Raw genomic sequence first — 17,178 nt, forward strand, 5'->3', positions numbered from 1 at the left:
CCGGACGGCGCGAAGGGAGTGACCGATGGCGAACGGAATCGAGTTCGCGGTCCTGGGTCCCGTCACGGCCGTGCGCGGGGGCAAACCGGTCTTGCTCGATCAGCAGCAGCGCGCACTGCTCGCGGCACTGCTGGTGGCCTTCCCCTACTCCGTCGACGTCGAACGTCTCCGCGCACAGGTCCGGCACACGCGGGCGGCGGCCGAGAGGAACGGGCAGCCCGGTGGCGGGGAGACCGATCCACTCGAGCAGGCGCTGGTGGGGTTGCGGAGTCGGCTCGACGGTGACCGCCCGGCACCCGGCGGCAGCATCCTGGTGCGTGAGGGCACCCGGTACCAGCTCGCCGTCGAGCGTGATGCCGTGGATTCGGCCCGGTTCGTCGACCACGTCCGCCAGGGCGACGCGATGCTGCAACACTCGTCGGTCGCGGCCGCCCACTCCTACCAGGAGAGCCTCCGTGAGTGGCGCGGCCTCGCCTATGCGGGAATTCCGTCGTCCGCGTTCACCGAGACCGTGTTCATCGAGAGCGAGGTGGCACGGCTGACCTCGCTGAGGTACCACGCGCGGATGTCGTTGGCGACAGCGCACCTCGAAGGCGCTGCGCCGGCGTCGGCGGTGGTCGAGGCCGAAGCGCTGGTGGCGGATCATCCGCTCGACGAACGGGCGTGGGAGTTGCTGGTGCTGGGGTTGTGCCAGTCGGGTCAGCTGCCGCATGCGCTCGCGGCGATCCGCCGTTGCCGCGCCATCGTCGACGACCGGCTCGGCACCGAGATCAGCGCGGGTCTGCGACGCATCGAATCCGCGATCCTGACGAACGACAGCGTGTATCTGGAGTCGGCGCGGGTGTCGCCGCCGCCGCAGAAGGCGGGGTCGAATCTGGTGGTGCCGCGGACTCGTCTGGTCGATCGTGAACGGGACGTCTCGGCGGTCGTGCAGTTGCTCGACGAGCGGCGGATGGTCACCCTGGTCGGTCCCAGTGGCGTCGGCAAGACCAGGCTCGCGGTCGAGGTGTGTCGTCGGCGCGACGATCCGGACGGGCCGTGGGTTGTGGATCTGACCAAGGTGACGGACGGGGCGCTGATCCCGTCGACGATCGCGACCCTGTTGTCGCTACCGGGGGTGGGTTCGGCGACGCACCTGGCGGAGGTGATGGCGGTTCGATCGTGCGTGCTCGTCCTCGACAACTGTGAGCACGTCGCCGACTATGCGGCCGACGTCGCGCGAGCGATCGTCGCCAGGTGCCCGCAGATTCACGTGATCGTCACGGGCACAGCACGGCTCGGGGTCACCGGTGAGGTCGTGTACGAGGTCGAGCCGTTGCCTGTGGACGACGTCGCGGTCGAACTCTTCGCCGAGCGGGCGGGCGGTGTCACCGCCGGATGGGAGTTGGATCCGAAGAACACCGAGGCCGTGCACACGATCTGTCGTGCGGTCGACGGGCTGCCACTGGGCATCGAACTTGCTGCGGCGCAGTTGCGGTGGATGCGTGAGGACCAGATAGCGGCCGGGCTCGTGGACCGGTACACGCTGCAGCACGGGAACTTGACGGAGACCATCGGTACTCGCGGTCGATTGTGGGACACGATCGACTGGGCGAACCGGCTCATGTCAGACGAGGAGGCCCGTCTTCTGCGTCGGGTCGCGGTGTTCGCCGGGTCGTTCGACGTGGAGGGTGCTGCGGCGATGTGCCTGCTGGGCACCACCGCGGAGGTGTCCGGGGTACTGACCTCGCTGGTCCGCCGCTCGCTGGTCCGCGTGGTTCCCGGAAGCTCACCTACCCGCTACCGGATGCTGGCGACCGTGCGACGGTTTGCGCGTCAGCAGGCCGACGACGCCGAGACGATCGCGATCCACGCGGCGCACCGGGCTTTCGTGCTTGCACGCGTCCAGTCTGTCGCGGGTGCTTTGCGGAGTGCTCGGGCGGGGCAGGCAATGAACATGCTCGGACGGGACCAGGCGGAGCATCGAGCAGCGCTCGAGTCGGCCTTCGCGGTGGACGACGCGCACTATGCGCTGGAACTGGCCGGTGGTCTCGCCTGGTACTGGTATCGCGTCGGCAACATCGGGGAGGGGCTGCAATTCCTGCGCACAGCGCTGGATCTTGTTGCGGGGGACTGGCGTCCACCGGAGCCTCGCGTCATGGCGCGGGCACTGGACGGGCTCGCGTCGCTCACCTACCTGACCGGTGATGCTCCCACGGCGGAGGACGCGGTGCGGCGCGGTGCGCAGCTGTGGTCCTCGATCGGTGAGACCGGCGAGGTGGCGCGTGACGACGCCTGGCGCGCGCATTTCGTGGCGATGCAGGGCCGGCCCGAGGTGGCGGTCGAGTTGGCCCGCCACGCAGTGCAGTTGGCGGCCGAGCACGACGCGGTGTGGGCGGAGGCGGAGGGTCGGATGGTGCTCGGCATGCTGCTGCGCTCGGTGGGCGAGCTCGAGGATGCTCGTAACGAACTGCGGGAGGCGATCCGTGTTGCGGAGCGGTGCGGTCACCGCTGGGCTGTGACGTCGTCGACGTGGGCGCTGATGAAGGCGGCCGCGGATGCCGGCGATGTCGAAGGTGCACTGGCGACGATGCGGGTGCTGCGGGCCGATCTTCAGGAGGAGGGTGATGTGACGTCGTGGCTGGTCATGATCCACTCGACTGCTGCGGTTCTGGCGGCGGCGGGGCGTCCCACCGACGGTGCGGTGTTGTTGGGGGCCGTCGATGCGCTGGGCGCGCAGGCCGGTTTCTTGCCGGCGTGGCTCGACGCTGTGGATGGGCCGATCGAGGCCGCCGTCGTCCACGACGCCCTGGACGACGAGGAGTACGAGCAGTACGCGGCCGTCGGCTCGCACCTCACTCGCGAAGAGGTCAACCGGTTGGTGGGCGAGCTCGTCGAGGGGCCGGTTCCGGAATCACATTAGAGCCCAACGTTATACGGACGAACAGTCCCTCGAGTGTGGCTGCTACGCCGCCCGTGGTCCGGCCCGGTTGTGGGCGGGGATGGGTTTCTTGTGGGGGTCGACGGTGCTTGGTGGTGTGAACCACGGTTGCCGGTCGGGGCCGATCTCGACGTCCCAGTGCGAGTGGTGCAGCAACCGGTGGTGGTAGCGGCACAGCAGCACCAGGTTGTCGAGGTCGGTGGGTCCGCCGTCGGCCCAGTGTTTGACGTGGTGGCCTTCGCAGTGGGCGGGTGGTGCGCCGCAGCCGGGGAAGGCGCAGCCGTTGTCGCGGGCGACTAGGGCTCGGCGTTGTTTCTTCGAGACGGTGCGGGTGGTGCGGCCGAGGTCGAGTGGTACCCCGTCCTTCATGACGATCGGGGTGAGGGCGCAGTCGCAGGCGATCCGGCGGGCGGTTGCGATGGTGAGCGGCCCCATCCACGGCATCCAGGCGACGTCCTTGTCTCCCAACGTGTCCGCGTGATCGGCGGGCGTGGTGCTGCCTGTGTCGGCGTGGTCGTCAGTGTTCGGCTCGGTGCGGGCGAGGTCGCGGGCGTTCACGTGGAGTGACAGGTGTGGCAGTTCGGCGCCTTCGACAGGAGCTGCGCCGGAGTTCAGGTAGTGTCGCAGGATCTCGGTGAAGCCGTCTGCGCGCCGCTGCCCGGGCGTGCGGAGGTTCGCGGGGTCGTCGACCGGGTTCCTCGGTTTGGTGAGGGCCGATAGCGCGGTGAGGAGCATTTCTCCTGTGACCGAGTCGAAGTCGCCCTTGACGGCGACGCGCCCGTTCAAAGTCTTGGAGGCGTGGAGTTCGTTGCGGTCGGTGTCTTCGCTGGCGGGCAGTTCGTCGGATTCGAAGATCCGCTCGAGTTTGGCGATGGTGCCGCGCAGGGTGTCGGTGGTGGCTGTGGGTCCGGTGGCGCAGTCCAGCAGCACGTTGCGGCACGAATCGAGGGCTTCGTCGGGCATGCCGCGGGGCGGGCGCTCACAGAATCTGGCGATCAACCCGGCGTGGTCGGCGGAGATGCGGCCTCCGTCGAAGGCGTCGGCGATCTCGGGTTGGCGTCGGAGGGCTTTACCGAGGGCGAGGATCCGTGCGGCGGCGGGTACTTGGAGGAGGGTTTTCGATGCGAGCCAGAGTTTGACGCTGCGGAACCCGAGGGTGTCGAACGAGACTGCGCGCTCGTCGATTTCGGCGACCGCAGCGATCCGGAGTGTTTCGAGGCGTTCGATCTCGCGGGAAATGTCGACCGCGGCGGCGAGGAGCTCGGATTCGGGGAGCGCGCGCACATCCTCGGCGTGCAGCGGTAAGGCAGCTGCGCCTGGTTCGATGATTCCCCCCGGATTCATGCTGCAAGTCTAGTTCGAACTGGTGTTCGAGTCAATGGTCTTCTAGTTGTACCGCGCAGGCGGGGCGCCCGGCCGGATCGGCCGGCCGACGACGAGCTGGAGCGAAAACGTCTCCTCTCAGCAGTAATACGGTGGTTCTTTGTCGGGATCGTCGACTACAACGTCGACGTGAGGGTTGATCACGAGCTGAGCGATCGCGTCGGACCCAGCACCAATCGACGCGAAATGGGGATCGACGTCGCACGTCACACACCACGCATGATCGGCCGGCCACACGAACGCTGGGGTTGGGGCTTCGATGTCGTGCAGAAGCGTCTTGATCTGGACGTCCCATTCGGCGAAGTCGGCAAGTGCTCCGTGGAACAGAAAGTAGTCGCGGTTCGGTATCGAGACCTTCGGCATCGGATCGTCGATGTGGAAGCTTGGCCATCCATCCCAAATGCAGAAGTAGCAATCATCAGGCGTGCCGGTGCATCGGGCCAGCTGGGTCAGGACGACACCGAGTTGTTCGTTGTCGGATAGCGCGTCCGGAGCGGCGTGGACATTGTTGGCGCTTTGTCCCGGATGGCCCGGGTCCGGGGTGAACCTCAGACGTGCGTACTTGTCGAAGCAGCGGGGCCCGCGAGCGGCCAGTCGCCGCCAGTCCTCGTCTCGCTGTTCGAGCCAGAGCGCAGCCGATAGATCGACACACCGTGTGATGGTCATTCGAGCAGTATGTCCGCCCCTGAATTGTCGAGCAATCAGCGAAGCTGACCCAGCAACCTCCTTCTCGGCTGACGCGGATTCATATCGCTCTAGGGGACTTGGAAGATTCCGATTCCTCGGCCCCGCGTCAGTCGTCCGAGTCCGTGGCGGTGGTGTGCACCGCTCGTCGCGGCTCGTACCACACGTCGCCTGCCGGTTCGCCCGCCATGTTCCAACTCCACGACACTGTCGGGATGATCCGTGAGTACAGTCCGGCGCCGACGATCCCGACGCGTTCGATCGGCGGGTCCGCGATCCCGTAGAACCGGATGCACTTGGCGGTGAGGGGGTCGAGCGACATCAGTTCGTCGACGACGAGTGCCACCCTGTCGTGGCCGCCGAGTATGTTTCGGAACTTTCTGGTGTGAAGCACGGGCTCGCCGGTCCCACCGATCCAGAAGTGGGTGCCGTCGAACTCGAAGGCGAGTGGGACGACATCGGGTTGGCCGTCGTCGGACGTGGTCGCCAGTCGAGCGAGCGGTTGTGACCGCAGGAACTCGACCTCGTCGTCAGTGAAGGACATAGGCTCTTCCTCTCGTGATCACCCGCCCGGGCGCACCCACTCGAAAGCGTGTGCCGCGGAGCGTGTTCCCTCTGCGGTGCGGGAGCGGTTGGGCTCGCCGAGTTCGGCGAGCATCGGAGTCGCGATGTCGACGAGGCCGGTCAGTGCGGCCGGTGTCAGCCACCCGGGGCGGGTTGCGAACGCGATGTCCTCGCTGGAGGTGTTGCCGCTGGCGCCGGGGGCGAACGGACAGCCGCCGAGTCCGCCGAGCGAGCCGTCCACGACCGATGCCCCGGTGGCGATCGCGGCGAGTGTGTTCGCGACACCGAGCCCCCAGGTGTCGTGGCCGTGGAAGACGATGCGCCGCTCGGGGCTTTCGGTCGCGACCCGGCCGATCAACGCCGCCACCTGCGCGGGCACCGCCTGGCCGAGCGTGTCGGCGAGGACGATGTCGTCCGCGCCGTCCGCGCGGGGATCGTTCGCGATCGACAGCACCCGATCGGCCGGGACGTCGCCCTCGAACGGGCACGTGAACGACGTTGCGATACACAGCTGGATGCGCCCACCGACGGCGCGGGTCAACTCGATCGCCGCCGGCATCGCGGCCAGGCTGTCGTCGGTGGAGCGGCCGATATTGGCGCGGTTGTGGGATTCGGATGCGGAGAAGCAGTACTGGAAGTTGCGGGCGCCGGCAGCCGCGGCCTTCTCGACGTGGCGTGGGGTGGCCACCCACACCCAGCAGCGGTCGAGTTCCTCGGGCGTCAGTTCCCCGATCACCTCGAGGGTGTTCGCCATGGGCGGCACCAGGTCCGGCCGCGCCATCGACCCGATCTCGAGTTCGGGTACGCCCAGTGCGAGGAGCCCGCGCGCGATCTCCAGCTTGCGGTCGGTGGGCAGCACCTTGCCGGTGAGTTGCAGTCCGTCGCGCAGCGTCACGTCGCGCAGGATCGATTGCGGTGCAAACGAGTAGCTCATCAGTCCTCCGTCTCGGCGATGATCCGCTCGATCTCGGCGTCGGATCTGCCGAGCACGCTCGCCAGTACCTCGCGGGTGTGCTCGCCGAGGTCGGGGCCGACGTGATCGATCGGGAGCGACCTGTCGCCGATCACCGGCACGATGCCGGGGAACCCGACCGGCTGCGGTGAATCGGCGCCGGTATCCACGTCGAAGGTCTGAATCATGTTGCGCGCGTTGTACTGATCGTCGTCGACGATGTCGGCGGCGGTGTAGATCGGCCCGGACGGGACGTTCGCCGCGTCGAGGATGCGCAGCGCGTCGTCGCGGGTGTGGCGGGACGTCCACTCGCCGATCGCGGCGTCGAGTTCGTCGCGGCGCGCCCAGCGTCCGGCGTTGGTCTGCAGTTCCTCGTCGGCGGCGAGGTCCGGTCGTTCGATCGTCTCCATGTAGCGCTGGAAGATCGCGTCGCCGTTGCCGGAGATGATGATGCTGGTGCCGTCGTTGCACGGGTACGCGTTGGAAGGCGCGATGCCTTCCATGCGGCCGCCGACGCGTTCGCGTTTGACGCCGTACGCGAGGTAGTCGGGGATCAGTGACTCCATCATCGACAGGATCGACTCGTTGAGCGCGACGTCGATGATCCGCTGCGACAGCGCGAGCGATTCGCCCGTGCGGGACTGGCGTTGGAACAGCGCCATCACCGAGCCGAAGGCGGCGTACAGGCCGGCGATGGAGTCGCCGATCGACACGCCGACGCGGACCGGCGGACGGTCCGGGTCGCCGACGAGTTCCCGGAATCCGCCGAGCGCCTCGGCGACCGCGGCGAAGCCGGGCCGTTCGGCCAGCGGACCGGTCTGACCGAACGCGGAGATCCGGGTGATCACCAGATCGGGATTGACCGCGTCCAACTGCTCGGGGCCGATGCCCCACTTCTCGAGCGTGCCGGGCCGGAAGTTCTCGAGCAGGATGTCGCACTGCGCGGCGAGGTCGAGCACCAGCTGCCGGCCCTCCTCGGTCCGCAAGTCCAGCACGATCGACTTCTTGTTGCGGTTGATCGTGCGGTAGAGCATCGACGTGGTGCCCGAATACAGACGCCAGTTGCGCAGTTCGTCGCCGGTGCGGGGCCGCTCGACCTTGATCACCTCGGCGCCGAAATCGGCGAGCAGCCGACCGGCGGTGGGGGCGGCGATGTAGTTGCCGAGTTCGAGTACGCGCACGCCGTCGAGGGGCCGGTGGGGGCGGGTCGGGATGTCCTGCGTCATGACTCGATTCAAGCAGCTTCCTGCGCGTCGTGGTTCTCCCGTCCAGCGGGAAATGACATGCGGATACGCCAGCGCATACGGTGTGCTGAATGAGACGTGGGCCACATTCGATGTGTGGTCGCCCGACGACGGATGGAGTGCATGGTGGGTCTGAGTTCGGATCGGATCGTGGTGGTGACCGGAGCCAGCCGCGGTGCCGGCAAGGGAATCGCGCTCGCGCTCGGGGCGACCGGCGCGAAGGTGTACGTCACCGGACGGACGCAGACCGAGGGCGACGCACCCCTGCCGGGCACCGTGTTCGCGACCGCCGAGGAGATCACCCGCCGCGGCGGTGAGGGAGTTCCCGTCGTCCTCGACCACAGCGACGACGCCCAGGTGGAGGCGTTCTTCGCGCAGCTCCGCGAGGAGCACGGACGCCTCGACATCCTTGTCAACAACGCGCTCAACGTGCCGGACGAGCTGACCAAGAAGGGCCCGTTCTGGGAGAAGTCGCTGTCGCTGCTCGACGTGCTGGACGTCGGCATGCGGTCCAGCTACGTGTCGAGCTACTACGCCGCACCGCTGCTCGCCGCCAACGGTGAGGGCCTCGTCGTCAACACCTCGTCGTTCGGCGGTACCTGCCTACATGCACGGCCCCGCGTACGGCGCCGGCAAGGCAGCGGTGGACAAGATGGCTCACGACATGGCTGTCGACTTCCGGCCCTTCAACGTCGCGGTCGTCTCGCTCTGGATGGGTCTGCTCCTGACCGAGCGCACCAAGGCCGGGTTCGACGCGAACCCGGGCGCGTACGACGGTCTGGCGGCGACCGCGGAGTCGGCGGAGTTCCCCGGACGCGTCATCGACGCCCTTGCCCGCGACCCGGAGCTGATGAAGCGCAGCGGTCAGGTGCTCGTCGGCGCCGAGGTCGCGGAGGAACTCGGGGTCAAGGACCTCGAGGATCGGCAGCCGCCGTCGCACCGGCAGTTCCTCGGTAACCCGCCGGTGTTCTCCGACGCCGTCATCGACTGACACCGATCTGTAGCGGACTCGTATCGGATCGGTATCGGCTGTGGGTACCCGACGTGTCGTCCCGGTGGGGACGGCCGTCGGGGTTAGCGTTCGCGGCGGACGTGAACTACCGCGTAGCCGTCGTTGTCTGCACACCCGAGCCGAAATCACGCGTCGGGACGTGTGAGGGAGTCGTCATGGAGTCCGCTGCAATCAAGTTCGTTCTGCTGAGTCTGTTCCTGGTAGGTCTGGTCGTGGCCGGTGTCGGGGTGGCCGAACTGCACGTGCACGCCACGGTCGCGGCGCTGATCGTCGCGTCGGTGTCGGGGCTGTTGCTGCTCCGCATCCGGGCCGCATCGCACGGCCGCCTCGAGCCGCGAGGCCGGATCGCGGGCTGACGGCGCCGCCGTCGCCACGCGGGTCCCCGATTTCTGGGACAGTGGTGGGCAGGAGCCCTTCGAGGAGGCGCGATGCCTGCACCCGACCCGTCCGCAGCCGTGAACGAACGGCGCGCTCGCATCAACGACCAGGTTCGCCGCTGGTGTGAGCGTGCCCGACTCGACGGCCGGCACCCGCCGCTGTCCGACGTCGCCGCGCTGTTGATCGCGGCCGGGCGAGTGGACGGGCCGACGCGGCAAGCCCTGACCGCCCGTCGTCGTGCGGGCCGGACGATTCCGTCGATCGGCGGTTTCGGTGGTCTTCGCCTGCTCACCGACGAGCACGCGCGGCTTGCCACCCGGGCGGCGTCGTTGCGGCCCGGCCCGGTGCAGCTGGCGCACCGCTATCGCGCCGCGGAGCTGGCGAAACGCATCGACGGTCTGCGTTCGGCGGTGACGATGTCGAACATGCACTACGGCGGTGGCGTCCGGGCCATTCGCCGCGAGCGCCGTGACGGGGTGCATCTGGACCCCGGACAGCGCGACGCGCTGTTCGCGGCGTTGCAGCACACCCCCGCTCCGTTGCCGGTCGAACGGCGGCATCTGCACGAGTTCCGCAACGCGGTCCTCGAGTCGACGGCGCAGCGTGTGGCCCGGCTGTCCGAGCACACCCGGGCCGAGGACGTGGGTCGACGGGCGGTCGACGCGCTCGAACGTGCCGTGGAACCCGACGACGATCGGTTCGCCGACCGCTACGACACCCTGCTGTACCTCGCCGGCTCGCTCTACGACCGGATCGAGGGTTCTCCCGCATGGCATTCGGAGCACTTCGTGGTGCAGCGCGCGCAGCTGGATCTCGCGGAGGAGCTCACGCAGATTGCGGTCGACACCGTTGCGCTGCAAGGCATCCTCGGTGAACTCGACAACGCGCTCACCTCCACACCGGGTGCGCGCGACCACGTGCAGTCCCGCCACGACGCGTTGGTGCCGGTGTGGGACCAGCTGGTCGACCGGGTCGCTGCACTGGCCCGGATCGGGGACCTGTTGTCGCAGGCCGAGACCCAGCTCCAAGCAATGGCGTCGATGCGCTGGGCCACGAGCCTCGATACCCGGATCGACGATCTGATCGCCCGTTCCGGCAACCGCGAACTGTCGGCGGACAACACGCATCAGGTCGGCGATCAGTTCGGTGGCGTCGAGGAACTGATGGGCACGTATCGGAGCGAGTTGGGCGGGGACATCGCCGCGCTCACCGCCCGAGGTGAGTCGTGACCACCGGCATCAGGCCGTTGCCTCGCCGTCGAACCAGTCCCATTGCCCTCCTGTCGGAGGGCATTGACTGACTCGCAGACGCCCATGTATCCAGTGTTTTAAAACATTTGCAAGAAAAGGTCCAGGGGAGGTCCCCCGCATCAGGATCCCGCCCACCGCGTCTGCGAAATGGAGTCGAGATGAATCCCAGTGGAATCGAGGCGTACCGCCTCGGCCGCAGCTTCGACGTCATGCCGATCCCGATGGATCTCGAGCACTGCGTCGAGGTGCCGGCAGGCCCGCTCACCTTCGTCGTCGAGTCGCGACGTCTCACCGACGAGGCCATCAACTCGAACGCGCGCGATCGGGGCCGTCCCGATGCCACGTACGACAGCGGCATCGACGACGGCGGCGCATGTGTCCACGTGCTCGGCACGGCAGATCGGCTGGAGCGCTTGCGCTTCGACTGTTTCGACAACGAACCGCACTACCACTACATCCATCAGTCCGAGCAGGTCAACGTCGTTGTGCGCTTCGACCAGTTCGCCGAGGGGGATCCCCGGGAATGGACTCTCGAACGTCTGCGCTCCCGCCTGCCCCACATGCTCGAACACCTCGGTTCGGTGGGACTGGCCGATGAGGTGCGGGCCGTGGATCTCAGCCCGGCGGTGGACGAGGTGGCGCGACTCCTCGACGTCGCCGGGTAGACCCCGGCGGTCGCGCCCCGAGCCGATAGCGCGGACAGCGGGTGCAGCGCTACCGGTTTCGCGGCCGGCCGCATGCCAACCTGAGCACATGGCGTCGCGATTCGAGGAGAGATGACGATGTTCGATCCCACCTGGGAATCGGTGTCCGGTCGACCGCTTCCGGGCTGGTACGACGGCGCCAAGCTCGGAATCTTCGTGCGGTGATCGGCAGCCGGCCGTAGACGACTGCTGCCGGAACGACGTCCGGGGGCACTCAGGTGCGGTACACCCGCAAGGGCTCCGACGTGTTCGTGTTCCTGCTGGAACTACCCGGAACCCGGCGCTTCACGCTGCGCGGAGTCGACATTCGTGACGTGGACGGGGTCGAACTGCTCGGCGACCCCGCCGCACTGGACTTCTCCACGATCGACGGCCAGCTTTCCGTCGAACTTCCTCCGCAGGTGTCCGTCTCGGCCACATACGTGCTTCGATTGGCGGGCGCGGCCGGCTAGCCGGCCACGTGCGGGTTCACCAGCCGCGCTCGGCGAGGCAGTGCGGCTGCGGGATGTCGTCGACGTTGATGCCGACCATGGCCTCGCCGAGTCCGCGGGAGACCTTCGCGAGCACGTCGGGGTCGTCGTGGAAAGTGGTGGCCTTGACTATCGCGCCGGCGTCCTCGGCCCCGTGGGGATGGTGTCGGGGGTGCTCCCAGCCGCTTCCTTCTTCGTTGGAACAGATTGGGGGAGTGGGAAAAACGTTCAGCGCTCGGGGCGCGCAGCCATGCCGTCGAGGAAGACGGACATGCAGTCTTCGGAGAGTTCGCCGAGAGTGTAGGGGTCGTCCGGCCGGCGCCAGTAGACGGTGAACCACACCGAATCTCGAAGGAACCGGTGGAACACCTTGGAGGGTACGTCCTTTCGGAGAACGTCTGCGTCCTTGCCCGCCTCGATGGCGTCGAGCCAGATCGTCTGGATCTCGTCGGCGAGCGCGTTGGCTTCGGTGAAGTCGCGCAGCTTGCGAAGGTTGGGGAACTCGGCGTGATAGACCTTCGTCGCATCGGGACGGGCGGCGCCCATCGCGAGGGAGACGTCGACAATCGCCTTCAGCCGTGCGCGCGGCTCGAGCTGCTCGAGGCCGGTCGCCCGATAGTTCGCGAGGAGATCCGAGAGGAACACCGTGACCAACTTGTTGACGATGGCGCCCTTCGACCGGAAGTAGTGGTAGAGCGCGCCCGCATTGATGCCGACCTCGTCACCGATCTCGCGCATCGAGGTTCCGGGGATCCCGCGCGCGGCGAACAGGACGGCGGCGGCGTCGAGTATTTCGGACCTCCTGTCGGGGGCTTCGGGCACGCGTGTTCCTTTCGTATTGAACAATCATTCAAACCATAGTGCTGCCCGATGCTGCCGGTCAAAAGGAGGGTGGCGCGAGTGCTGTGACCGGCGCCTGCGCTCCTCCGGGGCTCGATTTCGTTTCGTCTTGACTGCTTCGGAAAGCCGTTCTATATTCGGCCTGAATGAACGTTCAATGAGCGCCGTTCGGATATTGATCTGGCCTTCGCGGGCCCGGGCCGCTGCCGGAGTCGCCACCTCAGCCTGTGCGAATGGTGTAGGTGCGCAGAGTCTTCCGCGGCGTCCTGCGCTGCGACCGCCACACGAGGGTGTGCGAGGTGCCGAAACCCGACACCGCCGGACGCCTTCCGAGAAATCAACCGAGGAGATCCCATGACCAGGGTTGTCTACGCCCGAAGTGTTCACGACGAGCGCGAGATCGAGGCCTGCCTCGAGGTGCTGAGGGGAGGCCCGTTCGCCCTCAAGATCGGCAAGAACGTCGCCGAGATGGAGCGCAGGGTCGCTGATCTCTACGGCAAGAAGCTGGGCCTGATGTGCAACTCGGGTTCGTCCGCGCTGTACCTGGCGCTCGAACTGCTCGATCTGCCCAAGGGCTCCGAGGTGATCACCTCGCCGCTGACGTTCTCCACGGACGTCTCGCCGATCGTCCGCGGAGGCTGGATTCCGGTGTTCGTCGATGTCGAGCCGGACACGTACAACGTCGATGCGTCCAAGATCGAGGCGTTGATCACCGACAAGACCAAGGCGATCCTGGTCCCGAACCTGGCGGGCAATGCCCCCGACTGGGACGCGATCCGCGAGATCGCCGACCGTCACGACCTCAAGGTCATCGAGGATTCGTGCGACTGCATCGGAACGGCCCTCAACGGCACCAAGACCGGTTCGTGGTCCGACATCACCGTCACCAGCTTCGCGATGTCGCACATCATCACGTGCGCCGGTAACGGCGGCATGGTGTGCCTCGACGACGAGAAGCTGCGCGACAAGGGCCTCATGCTGCGGCGTTGGGGTCGCCGATCCGAGCCACACCTGTTCGGGTCCGAGCAGGCGCGGACCGGACGTGTGTTCCGCGAGAGCCTCGACGGCGTCGCGTACGACAACGACTTCATCTTCGACGTCCTGCCCTGGAACTTCGAGCCGTCCGAGCTGGGCTCCGCGTTCGGCCTGGTCCAGCTGAGCAAGCTCGACGTGAACTACAAACGCCGCCACGAGATCTTCGATGCGTTCACTGCGGCCTTCGGCGCCTACCCGTCGCTGTTCCGTCTCCCCAAGCCGCTCCCGGGCTTCTATACCGCGTGGCTGTGCTACCCCGTCACGATCCGCGAGGATGCCGGGTTCGAGCGTTCGGACCTGCAGGAGTCGCTCGAGGGTGCGGGTATCGACACCCGAACGGTGTGGAGTGGCAATGTCACTCGACACCCGATGATGCGCAATGTCGAGTACCGCATTCCCGAGGACGGCCTGCCCTTCGCGGACGAGGTGTTCGAGCGTGGCATGTCCCTCGGGATGAGCCACGGCACTACGGACGAGGAACTCGATCATGTGGTGGCGAGCATCCACGCGTTCGCGTCCAAGTTCGTCGCGCCGCAGACGTAGCGCATATGTAGGCGCCATTTCCGCCTGCGCAGAGTCCGTTCGTACCCGAGCCCCCGACTTCCGAGTCGGGGGCTCGTCGCGTTCTCCGGGCCCGCGGTCCCGGAGATTCCCTGGTGTGGAACTGCGTTCTAGATGACCGCGAGACTTCCGCTTGACATTTGCATCTACCTCGCTAATCTCGAAGGCAATCATATAGAACACGGTTTCATATCGAGTAGTTTCATCAGGAGTGTCCATCGTGACGAACGAAACGCCCTACATCCTCATTTCAGCTGACAGTCATGCCGGTGCCGACCACGCCACCTACCGCTCGTACCTCGAATCGAAGTGGCACGAGGAGTTCGACACGTGGCGCGGAAAGTACAAGAACCCCTACCGTGACCTCGTCGACGACGGCCGAACCCGCAACTGGGACAACGTGCGTCGACTGCGCGAGACGCAGGGTGACGGCACGGTCGGTGAGGTGCTGTTCCCCAACACGGTGCCCCCGTTCTTCCCGAGTGCCGCCGTGCTGGCGGGTCCGCCGCGGGCCGAGGACTTCGACAAGCGTCTCGCGGGCGTGCGCGCCCACAACCGCTGGCTGAAGGACTTCTGCAACGACGCTCCCGCCCAGCGTGCCGGCGTTGCGCAGGTGTTCCTCAACGACGTCGACGAGGCGATCAAGGACGTCGAGTGGGTCAAGGAGAACGGACTGCGCGGCGGCATCCTGCTGCCGAACCTGGCGCCCGACATCAAGTGGGTCAAGCCGCTGTACGACCCCGAGTACGACCGGTTGTGGAAGGTCTGCGAGGACCTCGGCGTCCCGGTGAACAGCCATGCCGGCACCGGTCTGCCGGACTACGGCCGCTACAAGACGTCGTCACTGCTCTACATCAACGAGGTCGGCTTCTACTCGATGCGTCCGCTGGTGCAGATGATCCTCTCGGGTGTGTTCGAGCGGTTCCCGAAGCTCAAGTTCGCGGTGTCCGAGCAGGGTTGTGCGTGGGCGCCGGATCTGATGCGTCAGCTCGACACGGTGGACCTGCGGGTCAAGCGCACCGGCCGGATCGGCGAGCTGTTCTACAGCGAGGACGAGCAGCTTCCGTTGCGTCCGAGCGAGTACTTCCGGCGCAATGTGTGGGTCGGTGCGACGATGCCGTCGGCGCAGGACATGGCGTCGCGCGACACGCTCGGCGAGGGCAAGTTCATGTGGGGCAACGACTACCCGCACAACGAGGGCACGTACCCGTTCACGCGCGAGTGCATCCGTCAGGTGATGCACGACGTCGACGAGACCGAGCTGCGGAAGCTGTTCGCGGCGAACGCTGCCGAGTTGTACGACTTCGACCTGGACGCGCTGGCCCCGCTGGCGGCGAAGTACGGCCCCACGCCGTCCGAGGTCGCCCAGCCGCTGACCGAGTTGCCCGAGAACCCCAACGACGTCCTGCTGCGTGAGTCCTTCGCCAAGCAGCTCGAAGCCGAGCTGAGCGCGTGACTCGGCGGTTCGAGGGCCGTCGGGCGATCGTCACCGGTGCCAGCCGCGGCATCGGCGCGGGTATCGCGCAGCGGCTGGCGGCGGAGGGCGCGGCCGTCGCGATCGTGGCCCGCACGGTCGACGAACCCGATCGCGGCTTCGACGGCACCCTGGCCCGGACAGCCGAGGTGATCCGCTCGGCCGGTGGCACGGCCGTGATCGTCCCGGCCGCGCTCGAGGATGCGGACTCCCGGGCCCGCATCGTCCCCGAGGCGGAGAAGGCACTTGGCGGGCCGATCGACATCCTCGTCAACAACGCGGCGGCGGCGATCTTCCAGCCGCTGCGGGATTACCCGTCCAGGCGTGCGCACCTGACGTTCGAGGTGAACGTCCATGCGCCGCTGGACCTCGCGCAGCGGGTGATCCCCGGCATGCGGGAGCGCGGCGCGGGGTGGATCGTCAACATCACCAGCGGCACCGCCCGGATCCGGCCCGTCGAACCGCTCCCCGCGGGGGAGACCGACCTGGATGCCGACATCCACGGCACGACGCTCTACGGCATGAGCAAGGCCGCCCAGGATCGGATGACAGCGGGGCTGGCCGCCGAACTGAACGGGACCGGGATCCGTGTCAACGCGGTGCGCCCACGCTCGGCCGTCGCGACGGCGGGGGCGCTGTCGGTGGCGTCGAACATGGTCGGTTCCAAGTGGTTCGTGCCCGAGTCGCTCGAGGAAATGGTCGAGGCGGTGACGTGGTTGTGCGACGCCGCAGCGCACTACACCGGCAACGTCGAGGCGAGCCTGGACATCCTCGAACGTGAAAGCATTACGGTCCGTGATCTGAATGGCAGGCCGATCCTCAAGGAGCAGACCGTATGACCCCCTACGACGGAATCCCGATCATCGACACCCACATCGGGTTTCGCGAGGCCGGGCACGACGAGTACGCCTTCATCACGCGTCAGACCAAGGACCGGGAGAGTCGCGCCGAGTTCAGCATGCCCGCCCAGTACATGTTCAAGGGCGTGCCGGACGACCTCGACACCGACGATCCGATCTCGGCGACGCTGCGGGAGATGGACAAGCACGGCATCGAGATCGGCATGGTCAGCATGGCCAAGGAGTCCGGGCAGAAGGCGGTTCGGCTGTTCCCGGATCGCTTCGTTCCGCAGGGCTCCGCGGTGGACCCCAACGACATCATGGGCACGCTGACGCGGATGACGCGCGAGTACGAGGAGTTCGGCATCGTCTCGGTGAGTTCGTTCGCGGCGGGTACGTTCCCGCAGGTCGCGCTCAACGCGCCGCAGATGTACCCGATCTACGCCAAGTGCGTCGAACTCGACATCCCTATCTTCGCGTGTGCCGGGATCGCCGGACCGCGGGTCAAGTCCGCGGTGCAGCACGTCGAACTGATCGACGGCGTGATGTTCGACTTCCCGGACCTGGTGTTCGTCACGCGGCACGGCTGCGAGCCGTGGGAGGACCTGGCGATCAAACTGATGCTCAAGTGGCCCAACCTCTACTACTCGACGTCCGCGTTCGCACCCAAGCACTACCCGCAGGCCATCGTCGACTACGCCAACACCCGCGGCGCCGACAAGATTATCTACGCCGGGTACTTTCCGGCCGGACTGACGCTGGACCGGATCTTCGGCGACATGCCGCACGTGCCGTTCAACGCCGACGTCTGGCCCAAGTTCCTGCACGAGAACGCCCGCAAGGTGTTGAAACTGAAAGGTTGATCGGA

Annotated in this window: 16 protein-coding genes and 2 pseudogenes; 11 read left to right on the forward strand and 7 right to left on the reverse strand. The window is 67.0% G+C overall.

From position 1 onward, the window contains the following. The first annotated feature begins 25 nt into the window (after positions 1-25). The gene (locus tag AB4Z09_RS01920; protein ID WP_442239047.1) at positions 26-2,902 is read left to right on the forward strand and encodes an ATP-binding protein; all 2,877 of its coding nucleotides are present in this window, start codon (positions 26-28) and stop codon (positions 2,900-2,902) included. Positions 2,903-2,944: 42 nt separating this feature from the next. On the opposite strand, the gene AB4Z09_RS01925 is transcribed toward AB4Z09_RS01920, so the two are convergent. The 5 genes from AB4Z09_RS01925 to AB4Z09_RS01945 form a co-directional block, all read right to left on the reverse strand. After that, the gene (locus AB4Z09_RS01925; protein ID WP_442239048.1) at positions 2,945-4,264 is read right to left on the reverse strand and encodes a DUF222 domain-containing protein; all 1,320 of its coding nucleotides are present in this window, start codon (positions 4,262-4,264) and stop codon (positions 2,945-2,947) included. Between the two features lie 117 nt (positions 4,265-4,381). Continuing rightward, positions 4,382-4,969 (reverse strand): hypothetical protein, encoded by a 588-nt coding sequence (locus AB4Z09_RS01930; protein WP_442239049.1) that lies wholly within the window; start codon positions 4,967-4,969, stop codon positions 4,382-4,384. Positions 4,970-5,096: 127 nt separating this feature from the next. Beyond that, a complete protein-coding gene (locus AB4Z09_RS01935; RefSeq protein ID WP_442239050.1) occupies positions 5,097-5,531 on the reverse strand; it encodes a PPOX class F420-dependent oxidoreductase in 435 nt (144 codons plus the stop codon). Between the two features lie 18 nt (positions 5,532-5,549). Further along, entirely contained in the window at positions 5,550-6,485 is a 936-nt protein-coding gene (locus AB4Z09_RS01940) for a hydroxymethylglutaryl-CoA lyase (RefSeq protein ID WP_174909226.1), read from the reverse strand. Further along, positions 6,485-7,729: a CaiB/BaiF CoA transferase family protein gene (locus AB4Z09_RS01945; protein ID WP_442239051.1), complete on the reverse strand. Its 1,245-nt coding sequence runs from the start codon at positions 7,727-7,729 to the stop codon at positions 6,485-6,487. The genes AB4Z09_RS01940 and AB4Z09_RS01945 overlap by 1 nt, the downstream gene beginning before the upstream one ends. Positions 7,730-7,861: 132 nt before the next feature. Between AB4Z09_RS01945 and AB4Z09_RS01950 the strand changes: the two are divergent. The 6 genes and pseudogenes from AB4Z09_RS01950 (at position 7,862) to AB4Z09_RS01975 (ending at position 11,543) form a co-directional block, all read left to right on the forward strand. Next, a pseudogene (locus AB4Z09_RS01950) lies at positions 7,862-8,738 on the forward strand (SDR family NAD(P)-dependent oxidoreductase). A gap of 176 nt (positions 8,739-8,914) precedes the next feature. Next, positions 8,915-9,115, forward strand: coding sequence for a hypothetical protein (locus AB4Z09_RS01955; protein ID WP_442239052.1), 201 nt, complete (start codon positions 8,915-8,917; stop codon positions 9,113-9,115). Positions 9,116-9,187: 72 nt separating this feature from the next. After that, the gene (locus AB4Z09_RS01960; protein WP_442239053.1) at positions 9,188-10,366 is read left to right on the forward strand and encodes a hypothetical protein; all 1,179 of its coding nucleotides are present in this window, start codon (positions 9,188-9,190) and stop codon (positions 10,364-10,366) included. Positions 10,367-10,545: 179 nt separating this feature from the next. Next, positions 10,546-11,052, forward strand: a complete 507-nt coding sequence (locus AB4Z09_RS01965) for a DUF7700 domain-containing protein (RefSeq protein WP_174909232.1) — start codon at positions 10,546-10,548, stop codon at positions 11,050-11,052. A 111-nt stretch (positions 11,053-11,163) separates the two neighbouring features. After that, entirely contained in the window at positions 11,164-11,256 is a 93-nt protein-coding gene (locus tag AB4Z09_RS01970; protein ID WP_217487194.1) for an alpha-L-fucosidase, read from the forward strand. A gap of 53 nt (positions 11,257-11,309) precedes the next feature. Then, positions 11,310-11,543, forward strand: coding sequence for a hypothetical protein (locus tag AB4Z09_RS01975; RefSeq protein ID WP_174909234.1), 234 nt, complete (start codon positions 11,310-11,312; stop codon positions 11,541-11,543). A gap of 16 nt (positions 11,544-11,559) precedes the next feature. Here the strand turns inward: AB4Z09_RS01975 and AB4Z09_RS01980 are convergent. Together AB4Z09_RS01980 and AB4Z09_RS01985 are read right to left on the reverse strand one after the other, a co-directional pair. Next, positions 11,560-11,712, reverse strand: a pseudogene (locus AB4Z09_RS01980) (pyridoxal 5'-phosphate synthase lyase subunit PdxS); the annotation flags it as partial. A 77-nt stretch (positions 11,713-11,789) separates the two neighbouring features. Then, positions 11,790-12,383 (reverse strand): TetR/AcrR family transcriptional regulator, encoded by a 594-nt coding sequence (locus tag AB4Z09_RS01985; protein WP_442239054.1) that lies wholly within the window; start codon positions 12,381-12,383, stop codon positions 11,790-11,792. Between the two features lie 372 nt (positions 12,384-12,755). Between AB4Z09_RS01985 and AB4Z09_RS01990 the strand changes: the two genes are divergently transcribed. From AB4Z09_RS01990 to AB4Z09_RS02005, 4 genes are all read left to right on the forward strand, one after another. Further along, positions 12,756-13,979: a DegT/DnrJ/EryC1/StrS family aminotransferase gene (locus AB4Z09_RS01990; protein WP_442239055.1), complete on the forward strand. Its 1,224-nt coding sequence runs from the start codon at positions 12,756-12,758 to the stop codon at positions 13,977-13,979. Positions 13,980-14,217: 238 nt separating this feature from the next. Beyond that, positions 14,218-15,453 (forward strand): amidohydrolase family protein, encoded by a 1,236-nt coding sequence (locus tag AB4Z09_RS01995; RefSeq protein ID WP_442239056.1) that lies wholly within the window; start codon positions 14,218-14,220, stop codon positions 15,451-15,453. Further along, positions 15,450-16,310, forward strand: coding sequence for an SDR family NAD(P)-dependent oxidoreductase (locus tag AB4Z09_RS02000; protein WP_174909241.1), 861 nt, complete (start codon positions 15,450-15,452; stop codon positions 16,308-16,310). The genes AB4Z09_RS01995 and AB4Z09_RS02000 overlap by 4 nt, the downstream gene beginning before the upstream one ends. After that, a complete protein-coding gene (locus AB4Z09_RS02005; protein WP_442239057.1) occupies positions 16,307-17,173 on the forward strand; it encodes an amidohydrolase family protein in 867 nt (288 codons plus the stop codon). Before AB4Z09_RS02000 ends, AB4Z09_RS02005 begins: the two co-directional genes overlap by 4 nt. The last annotated feature ends 5 nt before the right edge of the window (positions 17,174-17,178 follow it).

Origin of the sequence: Rhodococcus sp. TAF43 (assembly GCF_052113525.1) — a bacterium.
Classification (GTDB): Bacteria; Actinomycetota; Actinomycetes; order Mycobacteriales; family Mycobacteriaceae; genus Prescottella.

Coding starts and splice junctions, on each gene's coding strand:
- AB4Z09_RS01920 (WP_442239047.1), top strand. CDS start 26: ATGGCGAACGGAATCGAGTTCGCGGTCCTGGGTCCCGTCACGGCCGTG.
- AB4Z09_RS01925 (WP_442239048.1), bottom strand. CDS start 4,264: ATGAATCCGGGGGGAATCATCGAACCAGGCGCAGCTGCCTTACCGCTG.
- AB4Z09_RS01930 (WP_442239049.1), bottom strand. CDS start 4,969: ATGACCATCACACGGTGTGTCGATCTATCGGCTGCGCTCTGGCTCGAA.
- AB4Z09_RS01935 (WP_442239050.1), bottom strand. CDS start 5,531: ATGTCCTTCACTGACGACGAGGTCGAGTTCCTGCGGTCACAACCGCTC.
- AB4Z09_RS01940 (WP_174909226.1), bottom strand. CDS start 6,485: ATGAGCTACTCGTTTGCACCGCAATCGATCCTGCGCGACGTGACGCTG.
- AB4Z09_RS01945 (WP_442239051.1), bottom strand. CDS start 7,729: ATGACGCAGGACATCCCGACCCGCCCCCACCGGCCCCTCGACGGCGTG.
- AB4Z09_RS01955 (WP_442239052.1), top strand. CDS start 8,915: ATGGAGTCCGCTGCAATCAAGTTCGTTCTGCTGAGTCTGTTCCTGGTA.
- AB4Z09_RS01960 (WP_442239053.1), top strand. CDS start 9,188: ATGCCTGCACCCGACCCGTCCGCAGCCGTGAACGAACGGCGCGCTCGC.
- AB4Z09_RS01965 (WP_174909232.1), top strand. CDS start 10,546: ATGAATCCCAGTGGAATCGAGGCGTACCGCCTCGGCCGCAGCTTCGAC.
- AB4Z09_RS01970 (WP_217487194.1), top strand. CDS start 11,164: ATGACGATGTTCGATCCCACCTGGGAATCGGTGTCCGGTCGACCGCTT.
- AB4Z09_RS01990 (WP_442239055.1), top strand. CDS start 12,756: ATGACCAGGGTTGTCTACGCCCGAAGTGTTCACGACGAGCGCGAGATC.
- AB4Z09_RS02005 (WP_442239057.1), top strand. CDS start 16,307: ATGACCCCCTACGACGGAATCCCGATCATCGACACCCACATCGGGTTT.